The following is a 20386-nucleotide window of genomic DNA, read 5'->3' as shown; positions in this document are numbered from 1 at the left end:
TGGACGGGCCGCTGCCGTGGGCGGCCGGATTTCGCTCAGGGCGTGGCCGGGGGCGCCGCGGGCGGCAGCAGGGGGCCGCAGTCCCACTGCTGGAAGATCAGCCGCGTCTCGACGCGGGCCACCTCCCGCCGGGAGGTGAACTCGTCCAGGACCAGTCGCTGCAGGTCCGGCATGTCCGCGACCGCGACATGGACCAGGTAGTCGTCCGGCCCGGTGAGATGGAAGACGGTGCGCGACTCGGGCAGCGCCCGGATCCGCTCCACGAACGGGCCGACCAGCTCCCGCCGGTGCGGGCGCACCTGGACCAGGAGCAGCGCCTGGAGGCCGCGCCCCAGCTTCGCCGGGTCCAGTTCGAGGCGATGACCGAGGATCACCCCGGCACGCCGCAGTCGGGCCACCCGGTCCAGGCAGGTCGAGGGGGCGACCCCGACCTGGGCGGCGAGATCGCGGTAGGTGGTCCGGGCGTCGTTCTGCAGCAGCCGCAGCAGATGGAGATCCACCGGGTCCAGTACGACGGATTCGGCCATGCGCCGAACGTAGCACGGTCTGCGGCCCTGGCGGCCCGGTCGGTGTTCACTCTTCGGGCCATGGACTCTGCGCGCACGCACACGTCACCGTCCGCCGACGTACGCACCACCGCACCCACGGGCAGGGCACTGGCCACCGAGGCCGTGCACGCCGGCCGCGACGACCTCGCCGGTCAGGGACTGCACGCCCCGCCCATCGACCTGTCCACGACCTACCCGTCGTACGACAGCCGCGGCGAGGCCGCCCGCATCGACGCGTTCGCCACCACCGGCGCCGACCCGGACGGCCCGCCGGTCTACGGCCGCCTCGGCAACCCCACCGTCGCCCGCTTCGAGACCGCGCTGGCCCGGCTGGAGGGCACCGAGGCCGCGGTCGCCTTCGCCAGCGGGATGGCCGCGCTGAGCGCCGTTCTGCTGGTCCGCGGCTCGATGGGGCTGCGGCACGTGGTCGCCGTACGGCCCCTGTACGGCTGCAGCGACCATCTGCTGACCGCCGGGCTGCTCGGTTCGGAGGTCACCTGGACCGACCCGGCGGGGATCGCCGACGCGCTGCGCCCGGACACCGGCCTGGTGCTGGTGGAGTCGCCGGCCAATCCCACGCTGGCCGAGGTCGACCTGCGGGCCGTCGCCCACGCCTGCGGATCGGTGCCGCTGCTGGTGGACAACACCTTCGCCACTCCCGTCCTCCAGCGCCCCGCCGAGCAGGGGGCCCGGCTGGTGCTGCACAGCGCCACCAAGTACCTGGGCGGACACGGGGACGTGCTGGCCGGTGTGGTGGCCTGCGACGAGGAGTTCGCGGGACGGCTGCGGCAGGTCCGGTTCGCCACGGGCGGCGTGCTGCATCCGCTGGCCGGCTATCTCCTGCTGCGCGGGCTGTCGACCCTGCCCGTGCGGGTGCGGGCCGCCTCCGCGAACGCCGCCGTGCTCGTCGAGCGGCTCGCCGCCGACCCGCGCGTGGCTCGCGTCCACTATCCGCGCATCGGCGGTGCGATGGTCTCGTTCGAGGTCCACGGCGACCCGCACGAGGTGATCGGCCGCGTCCGTCTGATCACCCCGGCGGTGAGCCTCGGCAGCGTCGACACGCTCATCCAGCACCCGGCGTCCATCAGCCACCGCATCGTGGACGCCGACGACCGCCGGGGCGCCGGCGTCGGGGACCGGCTGCTGCGGCTGTCGGTCGGCCTGGAGGACGTCGACGACCTGTGGGCCGACCTGGACCAGGCCTTGGGGGAGCGGGTGACCGAGGCGATCGGGCGGCGGGAGGCGCTGTCGCGGGCCGACTGACGGTCAGCGGGTCAGCGGGTCGGTGGGCCGGCCGACGGTGAGCGGGTGGCCGGCGGTGGGCGGGTCGGCCGACCGCGCTGCACCGGCCGTCGGTGGGGTGCTGGGCCGACCGCGCTGCACCGGCCGTCGGCTCACTCCTTGCCGATCCGCTCCGCCTGCGGCAGCCGCGCCGCGGTCCGGGCCGCCGGGTCCAGGCGGGCCGTGATGACCAGGGTCCCCTCCTCGATCTGGTAGTCGAGGGGGAGTCCCAGGCCGCGCATCGCGGCGACCATGCCGGTGTTGGACGCCTGCGTCACCGCGTACACGCTCTCGCAGCCCGTCTCGGCCGCCATCGCCATGAGCCGGCCGAGGAGTTCGCCACCGATGCCCCGGCGCTGCCACGCGTCCTCGACGAGCAGCGCGACCTCCGTCTCGTCCCCGTCCCACAGCAGATGGCCGAGCCCGACGATCCGCCCCGACGCGGTCTGCACGGCGAGGGTGCGGCCGAAGCGCGGGCTGAGCAGGTGGTTCAGATACCGGTCGGCGTCCCCGACCGGACCGTGGTACCGCAGGCCGAGCGTCCGCGCCGAGCACCGCTCGTGCATCGCCTTCGCCGCCGGAACATCACGGGTGTCGGCCCGGCGGACCGTGATGTCGCTCCCCTCGGGCAGCGTCAGCACGTCGCGGCTGCGCGGGATGCGCGGACCGAGTCGGGCGTCCAGCTCGACCAGGGCCCGGGCCCGGGCGAACTCGGCCGGGGTGAACGGCAGATACGGCCGCTCCACGCTGATCACCCCGCCCTCCGGAGTGCGCAGCCGCAGCACCGTGTCCTCCAGCGCACCCTCCTGCGGCACGTCGTCCGCCGTACGGCCCCCGACGGCGGCGGGCAGCGACCGGATGGTGCAGCGGCCCAGCAACTGCCTCAGCGCCAGCGGGAGTTCCGCCGCATCGAGGGCCGTACGGGTCGCCAGGCCCAGTACCCGGGTCGGTGCGTCCACCAGATCGTGGGCGTCCGCCCGCTCGGTCCAGGTGTGGACACCGCCCGCCGCCCCCACCACGCCGGCCAGCTCGGACCCGGTCAGCTCGCCCGGGGCGCGGAGCAGGAACTCGTCCACCGTGCCCTCGGCCAGCGGGTGCGTCTGCAGGCTCAGGATGTCGACCCGCCGGTCCGCGAGGGCCGCGCACAGCACGGCCAGCGACCCCGGCGCGTCCCGCACCGTCGTCCGCATCCGCCACAGCGCACTGTCCTCGGCCTCCGTACCGGCCTCCGCCCCGGCTTCCGCCCCGGCTTCCGCCCGGGCGCCCGTATCCTCGGCCGGCGGGGCGTGCCCGTGGCGGCGTGACCACCAGGTGTGGAAGCCCGCCGTGGCGACCAGGGCGGCCACCGAGGCCAGCAGCATGGCGGGTACGGCGGGGCCGTGCTCCACGAGGTGCGCCACGGCGCCCGTCACATCAGACATGTCTCGACTCATGCAGCCACTGTGAAGGAAGGGTGTTGCGTGATCACGAACGCTCTGTGACCGATGGGTAAAGCATGCTTCTGGGGCAAACTGTGCCGAGGGGGGACAAGTTGGCGGGCGACGGGTTCGAGCGCCGACGTCGGGTGTCGGGCCGCGCACCGGGGGATGACGCCGGTGCGCGGCACACCCGACAGGCTACGGGAACTACTGGCCGACCCGGCCCGGCTGGAGCACTTTCGTGAACAGGACCGTGCCGTCCTGCTCGCGCAGCCGCACCGTCATCTCGGCGCTGTCGCCGTCGATGTCGACCTCGCCGAAGAACTGGTAGCCGCCGGCGGGCGAGACGTTCGAGGCGGTCGGCGCCTTCACGAACACCCGCTCCGGACCGAAGGTGCCGTCGAGGGAACTGGCCGGGAAGGCACCCGCGTTGAGCGGCCCGGAGACGAACTCCCAGAACGGTTCGAAGTCGGTGAACGCGGCCCGCGAGGGCTGGTAGTGCTGGGCCGAGGTGTGGTGCACATCGGCCGTCAGCCACACCGTGCCGGTGATCCGCCGGTGCTTGACGAAGCGCAGCAGCTCGGCGATCTGCAGCTCACGCCCGAGCGGCGCGCCGGGGTCGCCCTGCGCCACCGCCTCGATGTTGGCGCTGCCCTCGGTGGTGTCGGGCACGACCAGCCCGATCGGCATGTCGGCGGCGATCACCTTCCAGACCGCACGCGAGCGGGACAGTTCGCGCTTCAGCCATTCCAGCTGCTCGCGGCCCAGGATGCCCTGCGGGTCCACGGTCTGCCCGCCGGGGGAGTTGGCGTTGCGGTAGGTGCGCATGTCCAGCACGAACACGTCGAGCAGCGGACCCTGGTGCAACACCCGGTGCACGCGTCCCTCGCGCGCGCCGGGGCGCAGCGTGGAGATCGGGGCGTACTCGGCGAACGCGCGGCGGGCCCGGGCGGCCAGTACGTCCACGCTCTTCTCGGTGTAGCGGCTGTCGGTGTCCGCGATCACCTGGCCCGGGTACCAGTTGTTGCGCACCTCGTGGTCGTCCCACTGGACGACCGACGGGACCTGCGCGTTGAAGCGCCGCAGGTTCTCGTCGAGCAGGTTGTAGCGGAAGTTGCCGCGGAACTCGGCCAGTGTCTCGGCGACCTTGGACTTCTCCTCGGTGGTGATGTTCCGCCAGGTGCTGCCGTCGGGCAGGGTGGCCGTCGACGCGATCGGACCGTCGGCGTAGACGCTGTCGCCGCTGCACAGGAAGAAGTCCGGGTCCAGGGCGCCCATCGCGTGGTAGATCCGGTAGCCGCCGAGGTCGGGGTTGATGCCCCAGCCCTGGCCGGCCAGGTCGCCGGACCACACGAAACGCACCCCCTCGCGCCGTCGGACCGGCACCGTGCGGAAGGTGCCGGGGACCGGCTCGCCGGTGCGGCGCGGGTCGTCCGGATCGGCGAGGAGCACCCGGTAGTGGATCTGCTCGCCGGGCGGCAGGCCGCGCAGCCGGGTGGTGCCGGTGAAGTCCGTGTCCCGGCCGAGCAGCGGGCCGTGCCAGCGGCGCGGGTTGCGGAACGACTCGGTCGCCGACGTCTCGACGATCATCCGGGCCGGGCGGTCGGAGCGCACCCACACCAGGCCGGAGTGGGAGGTCACGTCTCCCGTCTGCACGCCCCAGCCCGCCGCCGGCCGGCCGGAACGGGCGAACGCCGGAGCCGCCCCGAGTGCGGTGGGCAGGGTCAGGGCCGCCGACGCGGCGAGGGAGCCGCGCAGCACGCTGCGGCGACCGGGCAACGGACGAGGTGACATGGATGCGCCTCCAGGGACGGGATTCGGCCAGTGTGGCGGCCGGTGTGCAGAGCCAGACCTACTGGTGCGGCGCGGCGGCCGCGGAAACTCCCGGTGAACAGGTGAACATCCCCACGCCCCTGGCCGCGGAACCCCACCGCCCCGTGTCACACGGACCGCGCCATCAGCTCCACCCCCGACCGGATCCGACCCGGTGTCAGGTGCGCGTACCCGAGCACCAGCCGCACCTCCTTCACCGCCTCCTCGCCGCCCGTCCCGTGCCCGTACGCAGCCAGCGAACGCACCGCGATCCCGGACTCCGCCACGCGCGCGAGGAAGCGCTCCTGGGGGCCGTACCGTTCGGGGAGCGCGGCGATGGCGTGGAGGCCGGCGGCGATGCCGGTGACCTCCGATCCGGGAAAGCGCTCCTCGAGCGCGGCGACCAGCGTGTCCCGTCGTTCACGGTAGGCGCGCTGACAGACGCGGAGCTGCCGGTCGTAGTCGCCGCACTCCACGAAGCGGGCGAAGAGGGCCTGGTCGAGGATCGGATGTCCGAGGTCCGTGGTGCGTTTGCGCTCGACGACGTCGTCGACCAGCCACTCCGGGACCAGCAGCCAGCCCAGCCGCAGCCCCGGGGCGAGGGACTTGCTGACCGAGCCCGTATAGGCGACGCGTTCCGGATCGAGCCCCTGGAGCGCGCCCACCGGGGCGCGGTCGTAGCGGAAGTCGCCGTCGTAGTCGTCCTCCAGGACGAGGCCGTCCACGGACCGCGCCCAGTCCAGGAGTGCGGCGCGCCGCCGCGCTGAGTAGGCGATCCCCGTGGGGAACTGGTGCGCAGGCGTGGTCACGACGGTCCGTACCCCCGAGGCGCGCAGCGGGCCGAGGGCGAGTCCCTCGGCGTCCAGGGGCAGGGGCACGGTGCTGACGCCCGCCGACGCGTACAGGGCGCTGTGCTGCGGGCTGCCGGGGTCCTCGACGCCGACACTGCGCATCCCGCGCGCGTGGAGGACGCTTCCGAGCAGCGCCGTCGCCTGCGCCACCCCGGAGACCACCACGATCCGCTCCGGGTCCGCCACCACACCCCGGCGCCGCACGAGCAGTTCGGCCAGGGCGGTCCGCAGCCGGGGCAGCCCGCGCGGATCGGGATAGCCGAGACCCTCGTGCGGCAGCTCGGTCAGCACGCCCCGCTGCGCCGCCGCCCACGCCGAACGCGGGAAGAGCGACAGATCCGGTGTCCCCGGCACGAAGTCGGCCCGGGTGCCGGGGGAACGCGGGGCGAGGTCACGCGCGCGGGGGCGGGCTGCCCGTACCGCGTCGCCCACCCAGGTGCCCGCACCCCGCCCGCTGCGCAGGTAGCCCTCGGCGGTCAGCTGCTCGTACGCCTCCGTCACCAGTCCCCGCGACACGCCGAGGTCGGCGGCGAGGTCCCGGCTCGACGGCAGGCGCGTGCCCGGCGCCAGCCGGCCCGAGCGGACGGCGTCCCGCAGCGCCTCCTGCAGGGCGCGGCCACGCGCGCGTGCCGGTGCCGAGGCGGCGGGCAGCAGCAACTCCCACGCGGCGCTGCGGTCGCCGGCACCTGGCGGGCCGCCCGCAGCGCTTGGCGCGCTTGTCATGAAAGCTGTCCCCCCAGATGTCGCGTCCGGTCGAGCGACCTCACCCTACGAGGGGCTGGAATCGCGGGGCGTTCGGTCGCGCTCCTCGAACAGGGCGTGCCCTACGACCCGACCGTGGTGAAGGAGGTCCTCGGAGCGCTCGCCTCCTGAGCGCGGCTGCCGTCCAGGAGGACGCGGGCGACCAGCGCCGGGTCGTCGTTCATCGGGACGTGGCCGCAGCCGGGCAGCCGCACCAGCCGGGCCCGCGGAATGCTGCGCTTGGCGCGAATCCCCTGGCGGGGCAGGAGCAGCCGGTCCCGGGTGCCCCACGCCACGGTGACGGGGATGCCGGGGACATCGTCGGTGAACAGCACGCTCCGTCCCGCCCGCAGCGTCTCGAAGAACCCCTCGGCATGGGCCAGGGCGAGGGTCTCGGCGACCACGGCCTCGGGCGAGCGGCGGCCTGGGCGGGCGTAGATCGTGCTGGTCAGGGCGGTCCGGCCGGCCGCGGTGCGGGAGAGCCGTTCGACCAGGGGGAGGGGCAGGCCGCGCGCGGTCCGGTGCATGCCACGCAGGACGCCGAAGGCGAAACGCCGCTCGGCCTGCGTCCAGAAGCCGGCCGGAGACAGGGCGGTGACCGACCGCACGAGGTTCTCCCGGCCCAGTTCCAGGGCCAGCAGGCCGCCCAGCGAATTGCCGGCCACGTGCGGTCGGTCGATTCCCAGCGCCGCGCAGAAGGCGCTCAGCACCGCGGTCGTCGTCGGCAGGTCGTGCGGCAGTCCGTCGGGCAGCGCGGACGACTGTCCGAAGCCCGGCAGATCCACGGCGATCACCTCGCGCTCGGTCGCGAGGATGTCGATCACCGGAGCCCAGGCCTGCCAGTGGTGACCGATCCCGTGCAGCAGGAGCAGCGGCTCGCCGGTGCCCACGCGCGCGTAGGTGAGGGTGATGTCCTGCGGACCGTGCTCGGTGGGGGCCGTGAAGGAGAGCGTGGTGGACATGGAACTCCTTGTCGGGAACACGCGGTTGACGGCGGATGACGACGACGGGCGTTGCCCAGACAGCTTGTCAGTAAGAGCTACCGACGGGTAGCCCCCCGGTCGCCGTTCGTCCCGGGCGGGTGGTTCCGCCTGGACACGGCCCCGATCCGTCCGCTGGGATGGAGCGGTGACCACCGACACCGCGACCGACGTCTTCGAAGAGCACCGTCCCGTCCTCCAGGGAGTCGCCTACCGCATGCTGGGCCGCCTGGCCGACGCGGAGGACGTGGTCCAGGAGGCCTGGCTGCGCTGGTCCGGGGCCGACCGGTCCGGCGTCCGCGACCCCCGCGGCTACCTGGTGCGCGTCACCACCCGCCTCGCCGTCGACCGGCTGCGCCAGATCAAGGCGCGGGGCGAGACGTACGTCGGCCCGTGGCTGCCCGAGCCCTACGTCACCGACTTCGGGGACACCGTGCCGGACACGGCCGAGCGGGCCGTGCTGGCCGACTCCGTCTCCTTCGCCGTCCTCGTCGTCCTGGAGTCGCTGTCGCCCCTGGAGCGGGCGGTGTTCGTCCTCCGGGAGGCGTTCGGCTACCCGTACGCCGAGATCGCCGCCATGCTGGAGCGCGGGGAGGCCGCCGTGCGCCAGCTCGCCGGGCGGGCCCGGAGCCACGTCGACGAGCGACGGCCCCGCTACGACGTCGACCCGGTGCAGCGCCGGGACCTCACCGAACGGTTCCTCGCCGCCGCGGCCGACGGTGACCTCGAGGGTCTGATGGCGATCCTCGCGCCCGACGTCCGGCTGGTGGGTGACAGCGGCGGCAAGTCCAGGGCGCCGCTGCGCGTGCTGGAGAGCTCCGCGAAGGTGGGGGGCTTCCTGCTCGGTGCCGCCCGCAAGAGCGCCCCGGACCTCTCCTTCCGCTTCCTGGAGATCAACGGCGGTCCGGCGCTCCTGTTCATGTCCGCGGGCAAGCCGGACTCCGTCCTCCAGCTGGACGTCGCCGACGGGCGCATCCAGTCGCTGTACATCATCCGCAACCCGGACAAACTTCAGTCCCTGTCCACTGCCTGACCGCCCACGGTTCCGCTCCGCCCCCGAGGATTGGTATTGACCAAGGGGGTGGGCCGTTTTATGGTCGCAGAGAACTGCAACAACCTTTAATAAACAAGGGCGTCAAAACGCCGCCGGACCACGGCGCTTGCGGAGGACAGGGTGGGGACCACGCAGTTGGAACCGGTGCCGGAACCGAAGTACTGGCACCTCAGGACCGTGCTCAGCGAAGCCCTGGACTCGGAGTTCTCGGTGGGCGAGATCCTGCCCAACGAGCGCGACCTCGCCGCCCGGTTCGGCGTCGCCCGCGCCACGCTCCGGCAGGCCCTGGAACAGCTCGAGCTGGAGGGCAGGCTCCAGCGCCGCCGCGGCGTCGGTACGACCGTCGCCCCACCGCGCGTGGGTGTGGCCGTCGGTACCCGGCAGCACACTTGGCCCGGGACGGCCGACGACACCTGGCAGCCGGCCGACTGCGTCCTCGCGGCTCCGCCCGCGGCCGTCGCCGACGCCCTGGAGACCGGCCGGGACGAGCCCGTGCACACCGTCCGCCGCTCCCGCGTGACGCACGGCCAGCCGGTCGCGGCCGAGCTGCTGTACATCCCGTCGGCCTCGGTGCCCGACCTCACCGCCATCGACGCGCCCTCCGGCGCCGCACGCGCGCGTGCCGTACTGCGCGAACTGCAGCGCGGCGAGCCGGCGCGGCAGGAGAGCGCCGTGGAGCTGGGATCGGCCGGCGCCGAGGACGCGAAGGAGCTGGACCGCCTCCCGGGAGCGCCCGTCCTCGTGGTCACCACCCGTTACCTCGCCGAGGGACGCACCGCCGCGCTCTCCGTCGCCACCTACCGCGCGGACACCTGCCGGCTGACCTTCGGGGACGCCGGGGACGTGGAGATCCACCACGGCCCGCAGACCCGGGCCTCCTGACCCGGGTGCCGACGGAGCGCCGCCCGGACCGGTCGTCGGTGCCGGGTCAGCGGCGGGCGGTCGCGCCCTCCACCGCGAACAACTGCTCCTCCACGTGGTCGAGGGCGAGTCGCAGCGAGCCCGTCGCCACGGCGGCCTCGCCGAGCAGTGACAGGGTCACCCTCGGCGGCCGCAGACAGTAGCGGGCCAGCTCCCGCCGCAACGGCTCCAGTACACCGTCCAGCCCGGCCGCCCAGCCGCCGATGACGACCAGCTCCGGGTCCAGGGCCAGCACCAGCGCCGCCACGTCGTGCACCAGCCGCTGGATGAAACGCTCGACGGCCGCGCGGGCCCGCTGGTCGCCCTCGCGGGCCTCGGCGAAGACCTTCGCCACCGCCTGCTCGTCCAGCGGGTGCAGGGGCTGGTCCGTGGTGGACAGCAGCGTCTCCGGCGTCACGTCCCGGCCCAGCAGATGCAGCGCACCGATCTCACCGGCCGCGCCGCCGTACCCACGGTGCAGCCGTCCGCCGATCAGCGCCCCGGCTCCGGGGCTCAGCCCGGCCAGCACGAACACGATGTCGTCGGACTCGGTCGCGGCGCCCTTCCAGTGCTCGGCGACCGCCGCCGCGTTCGCGTCGTTCTCGACCAGCACCGGGCACTTGAAGGACCGGCTCAGCCGCTCGCCCAGCCGCAGCCCCGTCCACTGAGGCAGCGCGGTGCTCAGCCGGACCGTGCCGTCCGCCTCGACGATGCCGGGCGTCGCGGCCCCCACGGCCCGCAGCGAGCCCCGCGCGACACCGGCCCGCCGCAGCAGCTCGGCGACCGCCGTGCGCAGCCGCTCCAGCCGCTCGTCGGCCGGGGCGGTCTCGTCGACGTCCTTGGCCTGGGCGCCGATCACCCGGCCGTCCAGGTCGGACAGGAGCGCGGCGACGCGGTGCGGCCCGATCTCCAGCCCCAGCAGATGCCCGGCCTCCGCCCGGAACCGGAACCGCCGCGCGGGCCGCCCCTGCCGCCGGGTGGCGCCCTCCTCGGCGGCCGTCTCGACGACAAGGCCGGCCTCGATCAGCCCCTCCACGACCCCCTCGACGGTCGGCCGGGACAGCCCCGTCACCCGGGTGATCTCGGTCAGCGTCGCGCAGTCCGTGGCACGCAACGCGTGCAGCACCACCGCGGAGTTGATCCTCCGCAGCAGCGACGGATCCCCGCCGGTCAGCCCTCCCAACGTCCGTCCTCCCAGCTCGTGCGCGTGTTGGCCGGATCGTACTCGGCCCGCTCCACCCCGGCGAGTGCCGGTCCGCCCGATCCCGGACCGCGCGGGTGCCTCACCCGGGCGCGACGAATCCCGACTCGTATGCCGTGATCACCGCCTGCGTGCGGTCCCGGGCTCCCAGCTTCGCCAGTACCGCGCTCACATGCGACTTCACCGTCTCCGTGCCGACGACCAGCCGGCCGGCGATCTCCGCGTTGGACAGCCCGCGCGTCATCAGCCGCAGCACCTCGCCCTCCCGGTCGGTCAGCCGCGCCCGCTCCAACCGGGCGCGGGCCGCACGGTTCCCGCCGCCCGCGCCGTCGCCGTACTCGGCGGCGAGCTGCCGCACCGAGGCGGGGAACAGCAGGGACTCGCCCTCGGCGATCAGCCGCACCGCGTGCACGATCTCGGCCGGCCGGGCCCGCTTCAGCAGGAACCCGTCGGCACCGGCGCGCAGCGCCTCGTACACGTACTCGTCGTTCTCGAAGGTCGTCACCACGAGGATCTTCGGCGGGTCGGCCACCGTCCGCAGCAGCGCGCGCGTGGCCTCGATGCCGTCCAGCAGCGGCATCCGCACATCCATGGCGACGACGTCCGGACGGGTCTGCCGCACCAGCGGGACGACCGCCGCCCCGTCCGCTGCCTCCCCGACCACCTCGATGTCCGGCTGCGCCTCCAACACGGCCCGCAGACCCGCTCGTACGAGGGGTTCGTCGTCGACGAGAAGCACTCTGACCGGCATCCGCCCAGCGTAGATCAGCCCGCCGGCAGCTCCACGCGCACCTGCCAGTCACCGGCGTCGGGGCCCGTGAGCGCCCGCCCGCCCAGCAGCGCGGCCCGCTCGCGGATGCCGCGCAGCCCGCTGCCACGGCCGGGGTCGGCTCTCGCGTCCGGCAGCGGATTGCGCACCTCCAGGGCGAGCGCACCGTCCACCACCCGCACGCTGACCCGCGTCGGCACCGCGCCCGCGTGCCGCAGCACATTGGTGAGGGCCTCCTGGAGAATCCGGTAGCCCTCGCGGGAGACCGGGCCCGGCAAAGTCTCCACCGGGCCCGTGACCTCGGCGTCGACCTTGGCCCCCGAGGCGCGGGCGGACTCCAGCAGACGGTCGGCGTCCGTGAGGGTCGGTCGGGCGCTCACGGGCCGCTCCGACTCCCGCAGGACGCCGAGCACCCGCTCCAGATCCTCCAGGGCCGCCCTGCCGGTCTCCTCGATCGCGCCAAGGGCCCGGTCGGTGAACTCTGGGCTGTTCGCCGCGCGGGCGGCCCCCGCCTGTACGACGGCGACGGTCAGCGCGTGACCGATCGAGTCGTGCAGCTCGCGGGCGATGCGGGTGCGCTCCAGGAGCTGTTCGGTGCGCTCCTCCAGCGCCGTGAGCCGCTCGGCGGCCGACGGGCCGAGCAGCCGCCGCGCGAGGACGGTCGTCAACTCGCCGACGCCGACCACCAGCGCGTACAGCGCGATCAGCGGGACGGGCACGAGCAGGGCGTACGCCCAGTGCGGTGCCGCGTCCGCCAGGACGGGCAGGTCCTCCGTCACGTGCCCCACCGCCTGCGACGCCAGGGCGTACGAGAGGATCGGCAGCCAGACGGTCGCATACGCGGTCACCCAGCCCAGCAGCATCCGCGCTTCCAGCCACAGCACGGTCCGCCACCGGTCCCGCCAGGCCGTGGCCGGTCGCACGGAGAAGTCCGGCTCCGCCTCACGCGGCGTCAGCAGCAGCCGTGCCTGCACCCCCTCGCCCACGCGCACCGCCGGGATCAGGCCCACCGGGACCAGGGCGACCAGCGGCACCCAGGGCAGCCCCGGTGCGACCCACAACCAGACGCTGAGCGCCGCCATCGGCACCCACAGGTGCAGAAACCGGGTGTAGGTCGCTCCGCGTACCAGCGGGCGCAGCAGGCGAATCATCCCGTCATCGTGTCATCCGGCACCGACAGCGCGGCTCCCCCGCACGGGGGAGGGACCGTCCACCGGCGGGGGAGGCCACGGGGCGGCACGTTCGGCCAGGCTGCTGCCATGACCAGCATCGACGTCCAGAACCTCACCAAGGAGTACGGCACCCGACGAGCCGTCGACGACCTCACCTTCACCGTGTGCCCCGGCCGTGTCACCGGCTTCCTCGGCCCCAACGGCGCCGGGAAGTCCACGACCATGCGGCTCGTGCTCGGCCTGGACCGGCCGACCTCCGGGACCGTCACCCTCGGCGGACGCCCCTACGCCGGCCTCGCCGAGCCGTTGCGGCACGTCGGGGCCCTGCTCGACGCGGACTCCGCGCACGGCTCGCGCACCGCGCGGGACCACCTGCGCGTGCTCGCGGCGAGCAACCGCATCCCGGTGCGCCGGGTGGACGAGGTGCTGGAGGAGACGGGCATCGCCTCGGTGGCCCGCCGCCGGGTGAAGACGTACTCCCTGGGCATGCGCCAGCGTCTGGGCATCGCCGCCGCGCTGCTGGGCGATCCGGAGGTCGTGATGCTGGACGAGCCCTCCAACGGACTGGACCCCGAGGGCATCATCTGGATCCGCGAACTGCTGCGCCGGCTCGCGGCCGAGGGGCGTACGGTGCTCGTCTCCAGCCATCTGATGAACGAGACCGCGTCCTTCGCCGACCACCTGGTCGTCCTCGGCCGGGGGCGTCTGCTCGCCGACACACCGATGCGGGAGTTCATCGACGCGCGCGTGCACCCCCGGGTCCGCGTCCGGACCTCGGACGCCGCCGCCCTGAAGAACGCCCTGGCCCGGCAGGGCCACGACGCCGTGGAACACGACGACGGGCACTGGACCGTGCACCACGCGCGCGTGGACGACATCGGCCGTGTCCTGTCCGACGCCGGCGTACCCGTACTCGAACTCGCTGCGGACGAGGGCACGTTGGAACAGGCCTATCTCGACCTGACGGCCGCCGAGACCGAGTTCACCGCATCCCACCAGGAGGCCTGACCATGCAGTTCACGCCCGTACTCCGCGCGGAGGCGCTCAAGGTCCGCACCCTGCGCTCGCTGTGCGGCACGCTGCTGGCCGTGTTCGCGGTCACCACGGCGTTCGCCGCGCTGGCCGGCGGCGCCGACACCTCCGACCCGGACTTCGACCCGTTGTTCACGGCGCTGTCCGGCGTCTGGCCCGGTCAGATCGCCGCGATCGCCTTCGGGGCCCTGGCGGTGTCGTCCGAGTACCACGGCAACGGAATCCGGCTCTCCCTGGCCGCCGTTCCGCAGCGCGGCCGGTGGTTCGCGGCGAAGCTGACGGTCGTCGCCGTACCGGCCCTCGTCGTGGGCCTGGTGACCGCGCTCGCCTGCGTGCTCACGGCCCGGGCCGTCCTCGGCTCGGCGGCGGACGGTCTGACCACCGGCCAGCAGGTGCGCGGCGTCGTGGGCTGCGGGATCTACTTCATGCTGATCGCCCTGTTCGCGGCCGGGCTCACCGCCCTGTTCCGCAGCGGCGTGGCCACCCTGTCGACCCTGATCCCGTTCATCCTCATCGTCTCCTTCGTGATCGGGGACGCGGCGGGCGACGCCGCCGGCTTCCTGCCGGACCAGGCCGGTCAGATCGTCCTGCACCAGACGCACGACGGGACCCTGGGGCCCTGGACGGGGCTCGCGGTGACCGCGCTGTGGGCGACGGCCGCGATCCTCGCGGGAGCCTGGCGGCTGCGCAGCCGGGACGCCTGACGCGGTGGGCGGGCCGGCGCGGTGGGCGGGCCGGCGCGGTGGGCGGGCCGACGTGGTCGGCGGGCCGACGTGGTCGGCGGGCTGACGCCCCGCCAATTGTCAGTGGTGGCCGGTTTACTGGACGGCATGAACATCGCGCAGCACATCGCCGTGATCGACGAGCTGTGCTTCCGCCCCTTCCCGGCGGAGCACGGCCCGTCGGACGGGGGCGCAGGTGGACCCGGCCACTTCGTCGCCGTGCTGGAGACCAGCCACGGCCTGCGCGGCGGCGGCCAGGGCGAGCGGGCGGTGACGGTGGAGCAGTACGAGAAGGGCCGGGACGCCCTCCACGAGCTCCTCGCACCGCGCTGGGGGGCGACGGACCCCTGGAACCTGCAGACGGTCCTGCTGCGCACCGAGCGGGAGGAGATACCCGAGCCGTGGGCCGGCCTGAGCGCCCGCGCGCGCGTGGCGTACCTGTGGGAGGCGGAGGGCACCGGCCGCTGGGTCGCGGTGGCGGTCGCCGACCGGGACGAGGCGGACGAGGTGCAGTTGCTGGCCGTCGTCACGTGGACCGCACCGCCCTGACCGCCACCACCGCTCAGCCCTGCTGGGCCTCCGCCGCGACCCGCAGCCGGGCGAACTCCTCCGCCATCGTCTGCGCCGTCCAGTGCGCGTTGAGCCCGCTCGGGTTGGGCAGCACCCACACGCGCGTGTCCCCGATCGTCCGGGCCTGCGGGCCCACCCGGGCCTTGGGGTCGTCGAACGCCGCCCGGTACGCGGTGACGCCGACCACGGCCAGCCAACGGGGCCGCAGCCGCGCCACCTTCAGGGCCAGCAGCCGGCCGCCCTCCCGGTACTCCTCGGCGCTCAGCTCGTCCGCCCGCGCACTGGCCCGCGCGACGACGTTGGTGATGCCGAGCCCGTACGACGACAGCTCGTCCTGTTCCGACGGCTTCAGCAGCCTGGGCGTGAACCCGGACAGATGGAGCACCGGCCAGAAGCGGTTGCCGGGACGGGCGAAGTGGTGACCCGTCGCCGCCGTCATCAGGCCGGGGTTGATGCCGCAGAACAGCACGCGGAGACCGTCCGCGACGACGTCCGGTACGAGACGGTCGCGGGCGGCCTCCAGCTCGGCCCGGGTGAAGCGGGTCAGAGGATGGCTCCGGGGGTGTAGCCCGCGGCTGCCGGGTGCTGCTTGACGATCTCCTCGATGCGGCCGACGACGACGCCCACCTGGCCGGCCGCGGCGCCCGTGAAGGACAGCTTGTCGGCCATCAGCGCGTCCAGCCCGGCGCGGTCGAGCGGGATGCGCTCGTCGGCGGCGAGCTTGTCGAGGAGCTCGTTGCGCTCGGCGCCCCGCTCGCGCATCGCCAGCGCGGAGGCGACGGCGTTCTCCTTGATCGCCTCGTGCGCGACCTCGCGGCCGACGCCGGCCCGCACCGCGCCCATCAGCACCTTGGTGGTGGCGAGGAACGGCAGGTAGCGGTCCAGCTCCCGGGCCACGACGGCCGGGAACGCGCCGAACTCGTCGAGCACCGTCAGGAACGTCTCCAGCAGCCCGTCCAGGGCGAAGAACGCGTCGGGGAGGGCCACCCGGCGCACCACGGAGCAGGACACGTCGCCCTCGTTCCACTGGTCGCCCGCCAGCTCGCCTGTCATCGACGCGTAGCCGCGCAGGATCACCATCAGGCCGTTGACGCGCTCGCAGGAGCGGGTGTTCATCTTGTGCGGCATCGCGGAGGAGCCGACCTGGCCGGGCTTGAAGCCCTCGGTGACCAGCTCGTGCCCGGCCATCAGCCGGATGGTCTTGGCCAGCGACGACGGCGCCGCCGCGAGCTGCACCAGCGCGGTGACGACCTCGTAGTCCAGCGAGCGCGGGTAGACCTGGCCGACCGAGGTGAAGGCCTGCGAGAAGCCCAGGTGCCCGGCGATCCGCTGCTCCAGCTCCGCGAGCCTGCCCGCGTCCCCGCCGAGCAGGTCCAGCATGTCCTGGGCGGTGCCGACGGGGCCCTTGATGCCGCGCAGCGGGTAGCGGCCCAGCAGCTCCTCCACCCGGACGTAGGCCACCAGCAGCTCGTCCGCGGCGGTGGCGAACCGCTTGCCCAGCGTGGTGGCCTGCGCGGCCACGTTGTGCGAGCGGCCGGCCATGACCAGTTCGCCGTACTCGCCGGCCAGCTTGCCCAGGCGGGCCAGGACGGCCACCGAGCGGTCGCGGATCAGTTCGAGCGAGAGCCGGATCTGCAGCTGCTCGACGTTCTCCGTCAGGTCGCGGGAGGTCATGCCCTTGTGCACGTGCTCGTGCCCGGCGAGGTCGTTGAACTCCTCGATCCGCGCCTTCACGTCGTGCCGGGTGACCTTCTCGCGCTCGGCGATCGAGGCCAGGTCGACCTGGTCGAGGACGCGCTCGTAGTCGGCGAGCGCGGCGTCGGGCACCTCGATGCCCAGGTCCTTCTGGGCCCGCAGCACGGCGAGCCAGAGCTGCCGCTCCAGCTTCACCTTCTGCTCGGGCGACCAGAGCGTGGCGAGCTCGGCGGAGGCGTAGCGTCCGGCGAGGACGTTCGGGATGCGGGGCTTGGCGGGAGCGGAAGTCACGTAAACGGATTCTACTGGCGATTCGTGCAGGCCAGCGCCACGGGGTTGTTCGTCGGAACCTACGAGGGGCCGGTGGCCCCGGGGATCACGGCGCGAGATCCCCGTACGGCAGCAGCTCCGGACGCTTGGGCGGCAGGCCGTCCCCGGACGAGCGGCCGGTCAGCCTGCGGCCTATCCAGGGCAGCAGGTGCTGCCGGGCGAACCGCACGTCCGCGGTACGGCGCAGGAGCCAGCCAGGGGGCGGCGTCGCCGGGATCGGCGCGTGCCAGTGCGGGTCCTCGGGCTCGTAGCCGAGCGTCTGCCACACGGCCTCGGCGACGCGGCGGTGCCCATCGGCGGTCAGGTGCAGCCGGTCCACGTCCCACAGGCGCGGGTCGGCCAGCGAGTCGGCCCCGTACAGGTCGACGACCACGGCGCCGTGCTGCGCGGACAGGTCGTCGATGATCGCGAACAGCGCCTCCATGCGGGGCCGGAACCGTTCCAGCACCGGGCCCTGGCGGCCGGGGCTGCGCATCAGCACCAGCTGCTTGCAGTGCGGGGCCAGCCGCTCCACGGCCTGTGTGAGCAGATCCCGGACCCGGGCCATGTCGCACTTGGGGCGCAGCGTGTCGTTGAGCCCGCCGACCAGCGTGATCACGTCGGCCCCCATGGCCGCCGCCACGTCCACCTGCTCGTCGACGATCTGCCCGATCAGCTTCCCGCGCACGGCGAGGTTCGCGTACCGGAAGCCGGGGGAGTGGGCCGCCATCCGCGCGGCGAGGAGGTCGGCCCAGCCCCGGTAGGAGCCGTCGGGCAGCCGGTCCGACATGCCCTCGGTGAAGGAGTCGCCGACGGCGACAAGACTGGTGTGGGTGGGGTTCGTCTGCATGGCGACAGAAATGGTAGCCCCACGCACATACCCGGCGGTCGGTCGCCCTCCGTTTCAGGTCCGCTGCCCGAACAGCTCCCGCAGCACGTCCTCCATGGTCACCAGCCCCGCCAGCCGCCCGTCGGGGCCCAGCACGGCCGCCAGATGGGTGCGGCTGCGGCGCATCGCGGTGAGGACGTCGTCCAGCGGGGTGCTCTCCCGGACCCGCGCGATGGGCCGCATGTCGCGCAGCCGGAACGGCAGGTCGCGCGGCGAGGCGTCCAGGGCGTCCTTCACGTGCAGGTAGCCGACGATCCGCCGCCCGTCGTCCACCACCGGGAAGCGGGAGAACCCGGACTCCGCCGACAGGCGCTCCAGCTGCTCCGGAGTGATGCCCACGCGCGCGTAAACCACGCGCTCCAGCGGCAGCACCACGTCCCGCACCGGGCGCCGGCCCAGCTCGAGGGCGTCGTGCAGCCGCTCCAGGGCGCGGTCGTCGATCAGCCCGGCCTCACCGGCGTCCTTGACGATCTCGGCGAGTTCGGTGTCCGTGAAGGTCGCCGACACCTCGTCCTTCGCCTCGACCCGGAGCAGCTTCAGCAGCGCGTTCGCGAAGGCGTTGACCGTGAAGATCACCGGCCGCAGCGCCCGGGACAGCGCCACCAGCGGCGGACCGAGCAGCAGTGCGCTGCGCACCGGCTCGGCCAGCGCGATGTTCTTCGGCACCATCTCGCCGAGCAGCATGTGCAGATACGTCGCCAGGGCGAGGGCGATCACGAACGACACCGCGTGCCCCGCGCCGGTCGGCACGCCCACCACGTGGAACACCGGCTCCAGCAGGTGCGCGATCGCCGGTTCCGCGACCACGCCGAGGACCAGCGTGCACAGCGTGATGCCGAGCTGGGCCGCCGCCATCAGGGCCGACACGTGCTCCAGGCCCCACAGCACACTCTTCGCGCGCCGGCTGCCCTCGCCACCTGCCGCCCCGGCCGCGGTTTCGGCGTAGTGCTCCACCTGGCTGCGGCGTACGGAGATCAGCGCGAACTCCGCGCCCACGAAGAACGCGTTCACGACGAGCGTCGCCAGACCGATCAGCAGCTGTACGGCGGTCACCGTCCGGCCTCCCCCCTGTCGTCGCCGGCCTGCGCGTCGTCGAGCGGCGCGTGCAGAAGCACCCGGGCCGCCCGGCGCCCCGCGGCGTCCACGACGTCCAGCCGCCAGCCGGCGACCTCGACACGGTCGCCGACCGAGGGGATGCGCCCCAGCTCCGTCGCGACCAGCCCGGCGACCGTCTCGTACGGCCCCTCCGGCACCCGGAGCCCCAGACGCACGAGCCGGTCCACCCGGGCGGCGCCGTCGGCCCAGTACAGGGCGTGGCCCTGTGGGTCGGTGCCGGCCGGGTCCAGTTCGGGCGTCTCGTGCGGATCGTGCTCGTCCCGCACCTCGCCCACGACCTCCTCGACGATGTCCTCCAGCGTGGCCACGCCCGCCGTGCCGCCGTACTCGTCGATCACGACGGCCATCGTGCGCGGCCCGGAGAGCTGGTCCAGGAGCCGGTCGACGGTCAGCGTCTGCGGCACGAGCAGCGGCTCGCGCATCAGTTCGGCGACCGCGATCCCGGTCCGCCGTTCGGCGGGCACCGTCAGCACGTCCTTGACGTGCGCCGTCCCCACCACGGCGTCGAGCGTGTCCTGGTAGACGGGGAACCGCGACAGCCCGGTCGCCCGCGTCGCGTTGGCCACGTCCTCGCAGGTCGCCCGGGAGTCCAGGGCGACGACCTGGACGCGCGGGGTCATCACGTGCCCGGCCGTCAGGTCGGCCAGGTTCAGCGTCCGCACGAACAACTCGGCGGTGTCGGCCTCCAGGGCGCCCTCCTTGGCCGAGTGCCGGGCGAGCGCCGCCAGCTCCTGCGGCCCCCGCGCGGACGCCAGCTCCTCGGCGGGCTCCACGCCGAGGCGGCGCACGATGCGGTTGGCCGTGTTGTTCAGGTGGGTGATGAAGGGCCGGAAGGCCGCGCTGAACCAGCGCTGCGGACCGCCCACCCGTTTGGCGACGGCCAGCGGCGAGGAGATCGCCCAGTTCTTCGGCACCAGCTCGCCGACGATCATCAGGAAGACCGTCGACAGAGCCGTGCCCAGCACCAGCGCCAGCGACGAGGCCGCCGAGCCCGAGATCCCCACGGCCTCCAGCGGGCCCGCGATCAGCGAGGCGACCGACGGCTCCGCGAGCATGCCGACCACCAGGTTCGTGACCGTGATGCCGAGCTGCGCACCGGAGAGCTGGAACGTCAGGTTCCGTACGGCTTTCAGGGCACTCGACGCACCCCGCTCACCCCGCGCGGCGGCCCGCTCCAGCTCGCCGCGCTCGACGGTGGTCAGGGAGAACTCGGCGGCTACGAAGGCACCGCACATGAGCGAGAGCAGGACCGCCACCAGCAGCAGGAGCACTTCGGTCATCGGGTCACCTCGGATCCATGATCGGCCAGGAACCGCAGCTTCGCGC

The 20386-nt window shown here is 73.8% G+C and carries 19 protein-coding genes; 6 read left to right on the top strand and 13 right to left on the bottom strand.

Annotated elements, in window-relative coordinates:
- Positions 1-35 precede the first annotated feature (35 nt).
- Positions 36-527 carry an Lrp/AsnC family transcriptional regulator gene (locus tag ACIGO6_RS28455; protein ID WP_399881206.1) on the bottom strand — a complete coding sequence of 164 codons (492 nt, stop codon included), beginning with the start codon at positions 525-527 and terminating at the stop codon, positions 36-38.
- A 60-nt stretch (positions 528-587) separates the two neighbouring features.
- Here ACIGO6_RS28455 and ACIGO6_RS28450 point away from each other — a divergent pair, with 60 nt between their 5' ends.
- Positions 588-1811, top strand: a complete 1224-nt coding sequence (locus tag ACIGO6_RS28450) for a trans-sulfuration enzyme family protein (RefSeq protein ID WP_399881204.1) — start codon at positions 588-590, stop codon at positions 1809-1811.
- 131 nt (positions 1812-1942) lie between these two features.
- On the opposite strand, the gene ACIGO6_RS28445 is transcribed toward ACIGO6_RS28450, so the two are convergent.
- From ACIGO6_RS28445 to ACIGO6_RS28430, 4 genes are all read right to left on the bottom strand, one after another.
- The gene (locus ACIGO6_RS28445) at positions 1943-3250 is read right to left on the bottom strand and encodes a GNAT family N-acetyltransferase (RefSeq protein ID WP_399881202.1); all 1308 of its coding nucleotides are present in this window, start codon (positions 3248-3250) and stop codon (positions 1943-1945) included.
- Positions 3251-3454: 204 nt separating this feature from the next.
- Positions 3455-5041 (bottom strand): alkaline phosphatase D family protein, encoded by a 1587-nt coding sequence (locus tag ACIGO6_RS28440; protein WP_399881200.1) that lies wholly within the window; start codon positions 5039-5041, stop codon positions 3455-3457.
- Positions 5042-5187: 146 nt separating this feature from the next.
- On the bottom strand, positions 5188-6633 hold the full coding sequence (locus tag ACIGO6_RS28435) for a PLP-dependent aminotransferase family protein (RefSeq protein WP_399881198.1): 1446 nt from the start codon (positions 6631-6633) through the stop codon (positions 5188-5190).
- Positions 6634-6734: 101 nt separating this feature from the next.
- Positions 6735-7613, bottom strand: coding sequence for an alpha/beta fold hydrolase (locus ACIGO6_RS28430; protein WP_399881196.1), 879 nt, complete (start codon positions 7611-7613; stop codon positions 6735-6737).
- Between the two features lie 166 nt (positions 7614-7779).
- On the opposite strand from ACIGO6_RS28430, the gene ACIGO6_RS28425 reads away from it, so the two are divergent.
- Positions 7780-8664 carry an RNA polymerase sigma-70 factor gene (locus ACIGO6_RS28425; RefSeq protein ID WP_399881194.1) on the top strand — a complete coding sequence of 295 codons (885 nt, stop codon included), beginning with the start codon at positions 7780-7782 and terminating at the stop codon, positions 8662-8664.
- Positions 8665-8805: 141 nt separating this feature from the next.
- Complete coding sequence (locus ACIGO6_RS28420) at positions 8806-9567, top strand: GntR family transcriptional regulator (protein ID WP_399881192.1); 762 nt, start codon at positions 8806-8808, stop codon at positions 9565-9567.
- 46 nt (positions 9568-9613) lie between these two features.
- Here ACIGO6_RS28420 and ACIGO6_RS28415 read toward each other — a convergent pair whose 3' ends face one another.
- The 3 genes from ACIGO6_RS28415 to ACIGO6_RS28405 form a co-directional block, all read right to left on the bottom strand.
- Positions 9614-10768: an ROK family transcriptional regulator gene (locus ACIGO6_RS28415; RefSeq protein WP_399881190.1), complete on the bottom strand. Its 1155-nt coding sequence runs from the start codon at positions 10766-10768 to the stop codon at positions 9614-9616.
- A 100-nt stretch (positions 10769-10868) separates the two neighbouring features.
- The gene (locus ACIGO6_RS28410) at positions 10869-11537 is read right to left on the bottom strand and encodes a response regulator (RefSeq protein WP_399881188.1); all 669 of its coding nucleotides are present in this window, start codon (positions 11535-11537) and stop codon (positions 10869-10871) included.
- 14 nt (positions 11538-11551) lie between these two features.
- Positions 11552-12706: a histidine kinase gene (locus ACIGO6_RS28405; RefSeq protein WP_399881186.1), complete on the bottom strand. Its 1155-nt coding sequence runs from the start codon at positions 12704-12706 to the stop codon at positions 11552-11554.
- Positions 12707-12814: 108 nt separating this feature from the next.
- On the opposite strand from ACIGO6_RS28405, the gene ACIGO6_RS28400 reads away from it, so the two are divergent.
- From ACIGO6_RS28400 to ACIGO6_RS28390, 3 genes are all read left to right on the top strand, one after another.
- Entirely contained in the window at positions 12815-13735 is a 921-nt protein-coding gene (locus ACIGO6_RS28400) for an ABC transporter ATP-binding protein (RefSeq protein ID WP_399881184.1), read from the top strand.
- A gap of 2 nt (positions 13736-13737) precedes the next feature.
- Positions 13738-14463 carry an ABC transporter permease gene (locus tag ACIGO6_RS28395; RefSeq protein WP_399881182.1) on the top strand — a complete coding sequence of 242 codons (726 nt, stop codon included), beginning with the start codon at positions 13738-13740 and terminating at the stop codon, positions 14461-14463.
- 126 nt (positions 14464-14589) lie between these two features.
- Positions 14590-15030 (top strand): hypothetical protein, encoded by a 441-nt coding sequence (locus ACIGO6_RS28390; protein WP_399881180.1) that lies wholly within the window; start codon positions 14590-14592, stop codon positions 15028-15030.
- A gap of 13 nt (positions 15031-15043) precedes the next feature.
- On the opposite strand, the gene mug is transcribed toward ACIGO6_RS28390, so the two are convergent.
- The 5 genes from mug to ACIGO6_RS28365 form a co-directional block, all read right to left on the bottom strand.
- Entirely contained in the window at positions 15044-15598 is a 555-nt protein-coding gene (mug, locus tag ACIGO6_RS28385; RefSeq protein ID WP_399881374.1) for a G/U mismatch-specific DNA glycosylase, read from the bottom strand.
- A complete protein-coding gene (gene purB / locus ACIGO6_RS28380) occupies positions 15595-17037 on the bottom strand; it encodes an adenylosuccinate lyase (protein ID WP_399881178.1) in 1443 nt (480 codons plus the stop codon). Before purB ends, mug begins: the two co-directional genes overlap by 4 nt.
- Before the next feature lie 85 nt (positions 17038-17122).
- Entirely contained in the window at positions 17123-17905 is a 783-nt protein-coding gene (locus ACIGO6_RS28375) for an SGNH/GDSL hydrolase family protein (protein ID WP_399881176.1), read from the bottom strand.
- A gap of 54 nt (positions 17906-17959) precedes the next feature.
- On the bottom strand, positions 17960-18997 hold the full coding sequence (locus ACIGO6_RS28370; RefSeq protein WP_399881174.1) for a hemolysin family protein: 1038 nt from the start codon (positions 18995-18997) through the stop codon (positions 17960-17962).
- Complete coding sequence (locus tag ACIGO6_RS28365; RefSeq protein WP_399881172.1) at positions 18994-20340, bottom strand: hemolysin family protein; 1347 nt, start codon at positions 20338-20340, stop codon at positions 18994-18996. The genes ACIGO6_RS28370 and ACIGO6_RS28365 overlap by 4 nt, the downstream gene beginning before the upstream one ends.
- Between the last annotated feature and the right edge of the window lie 46 nt (positions 20341-20386).

It is taken from the genome of Streptomyces sp. NPDC053750, from assembly GCF_044544295.1.
Classification (GTDB): Bacteria; Actinomycetota; Actinomycetes; order Streptomycetales; family Streptomycetaceae; genus Streptomyces.
The sequence above is the reverse complement of the archived record's forward strand: the minus strand, read 5'-3'. Positions and strand labels throughout refer to the sequence as shown.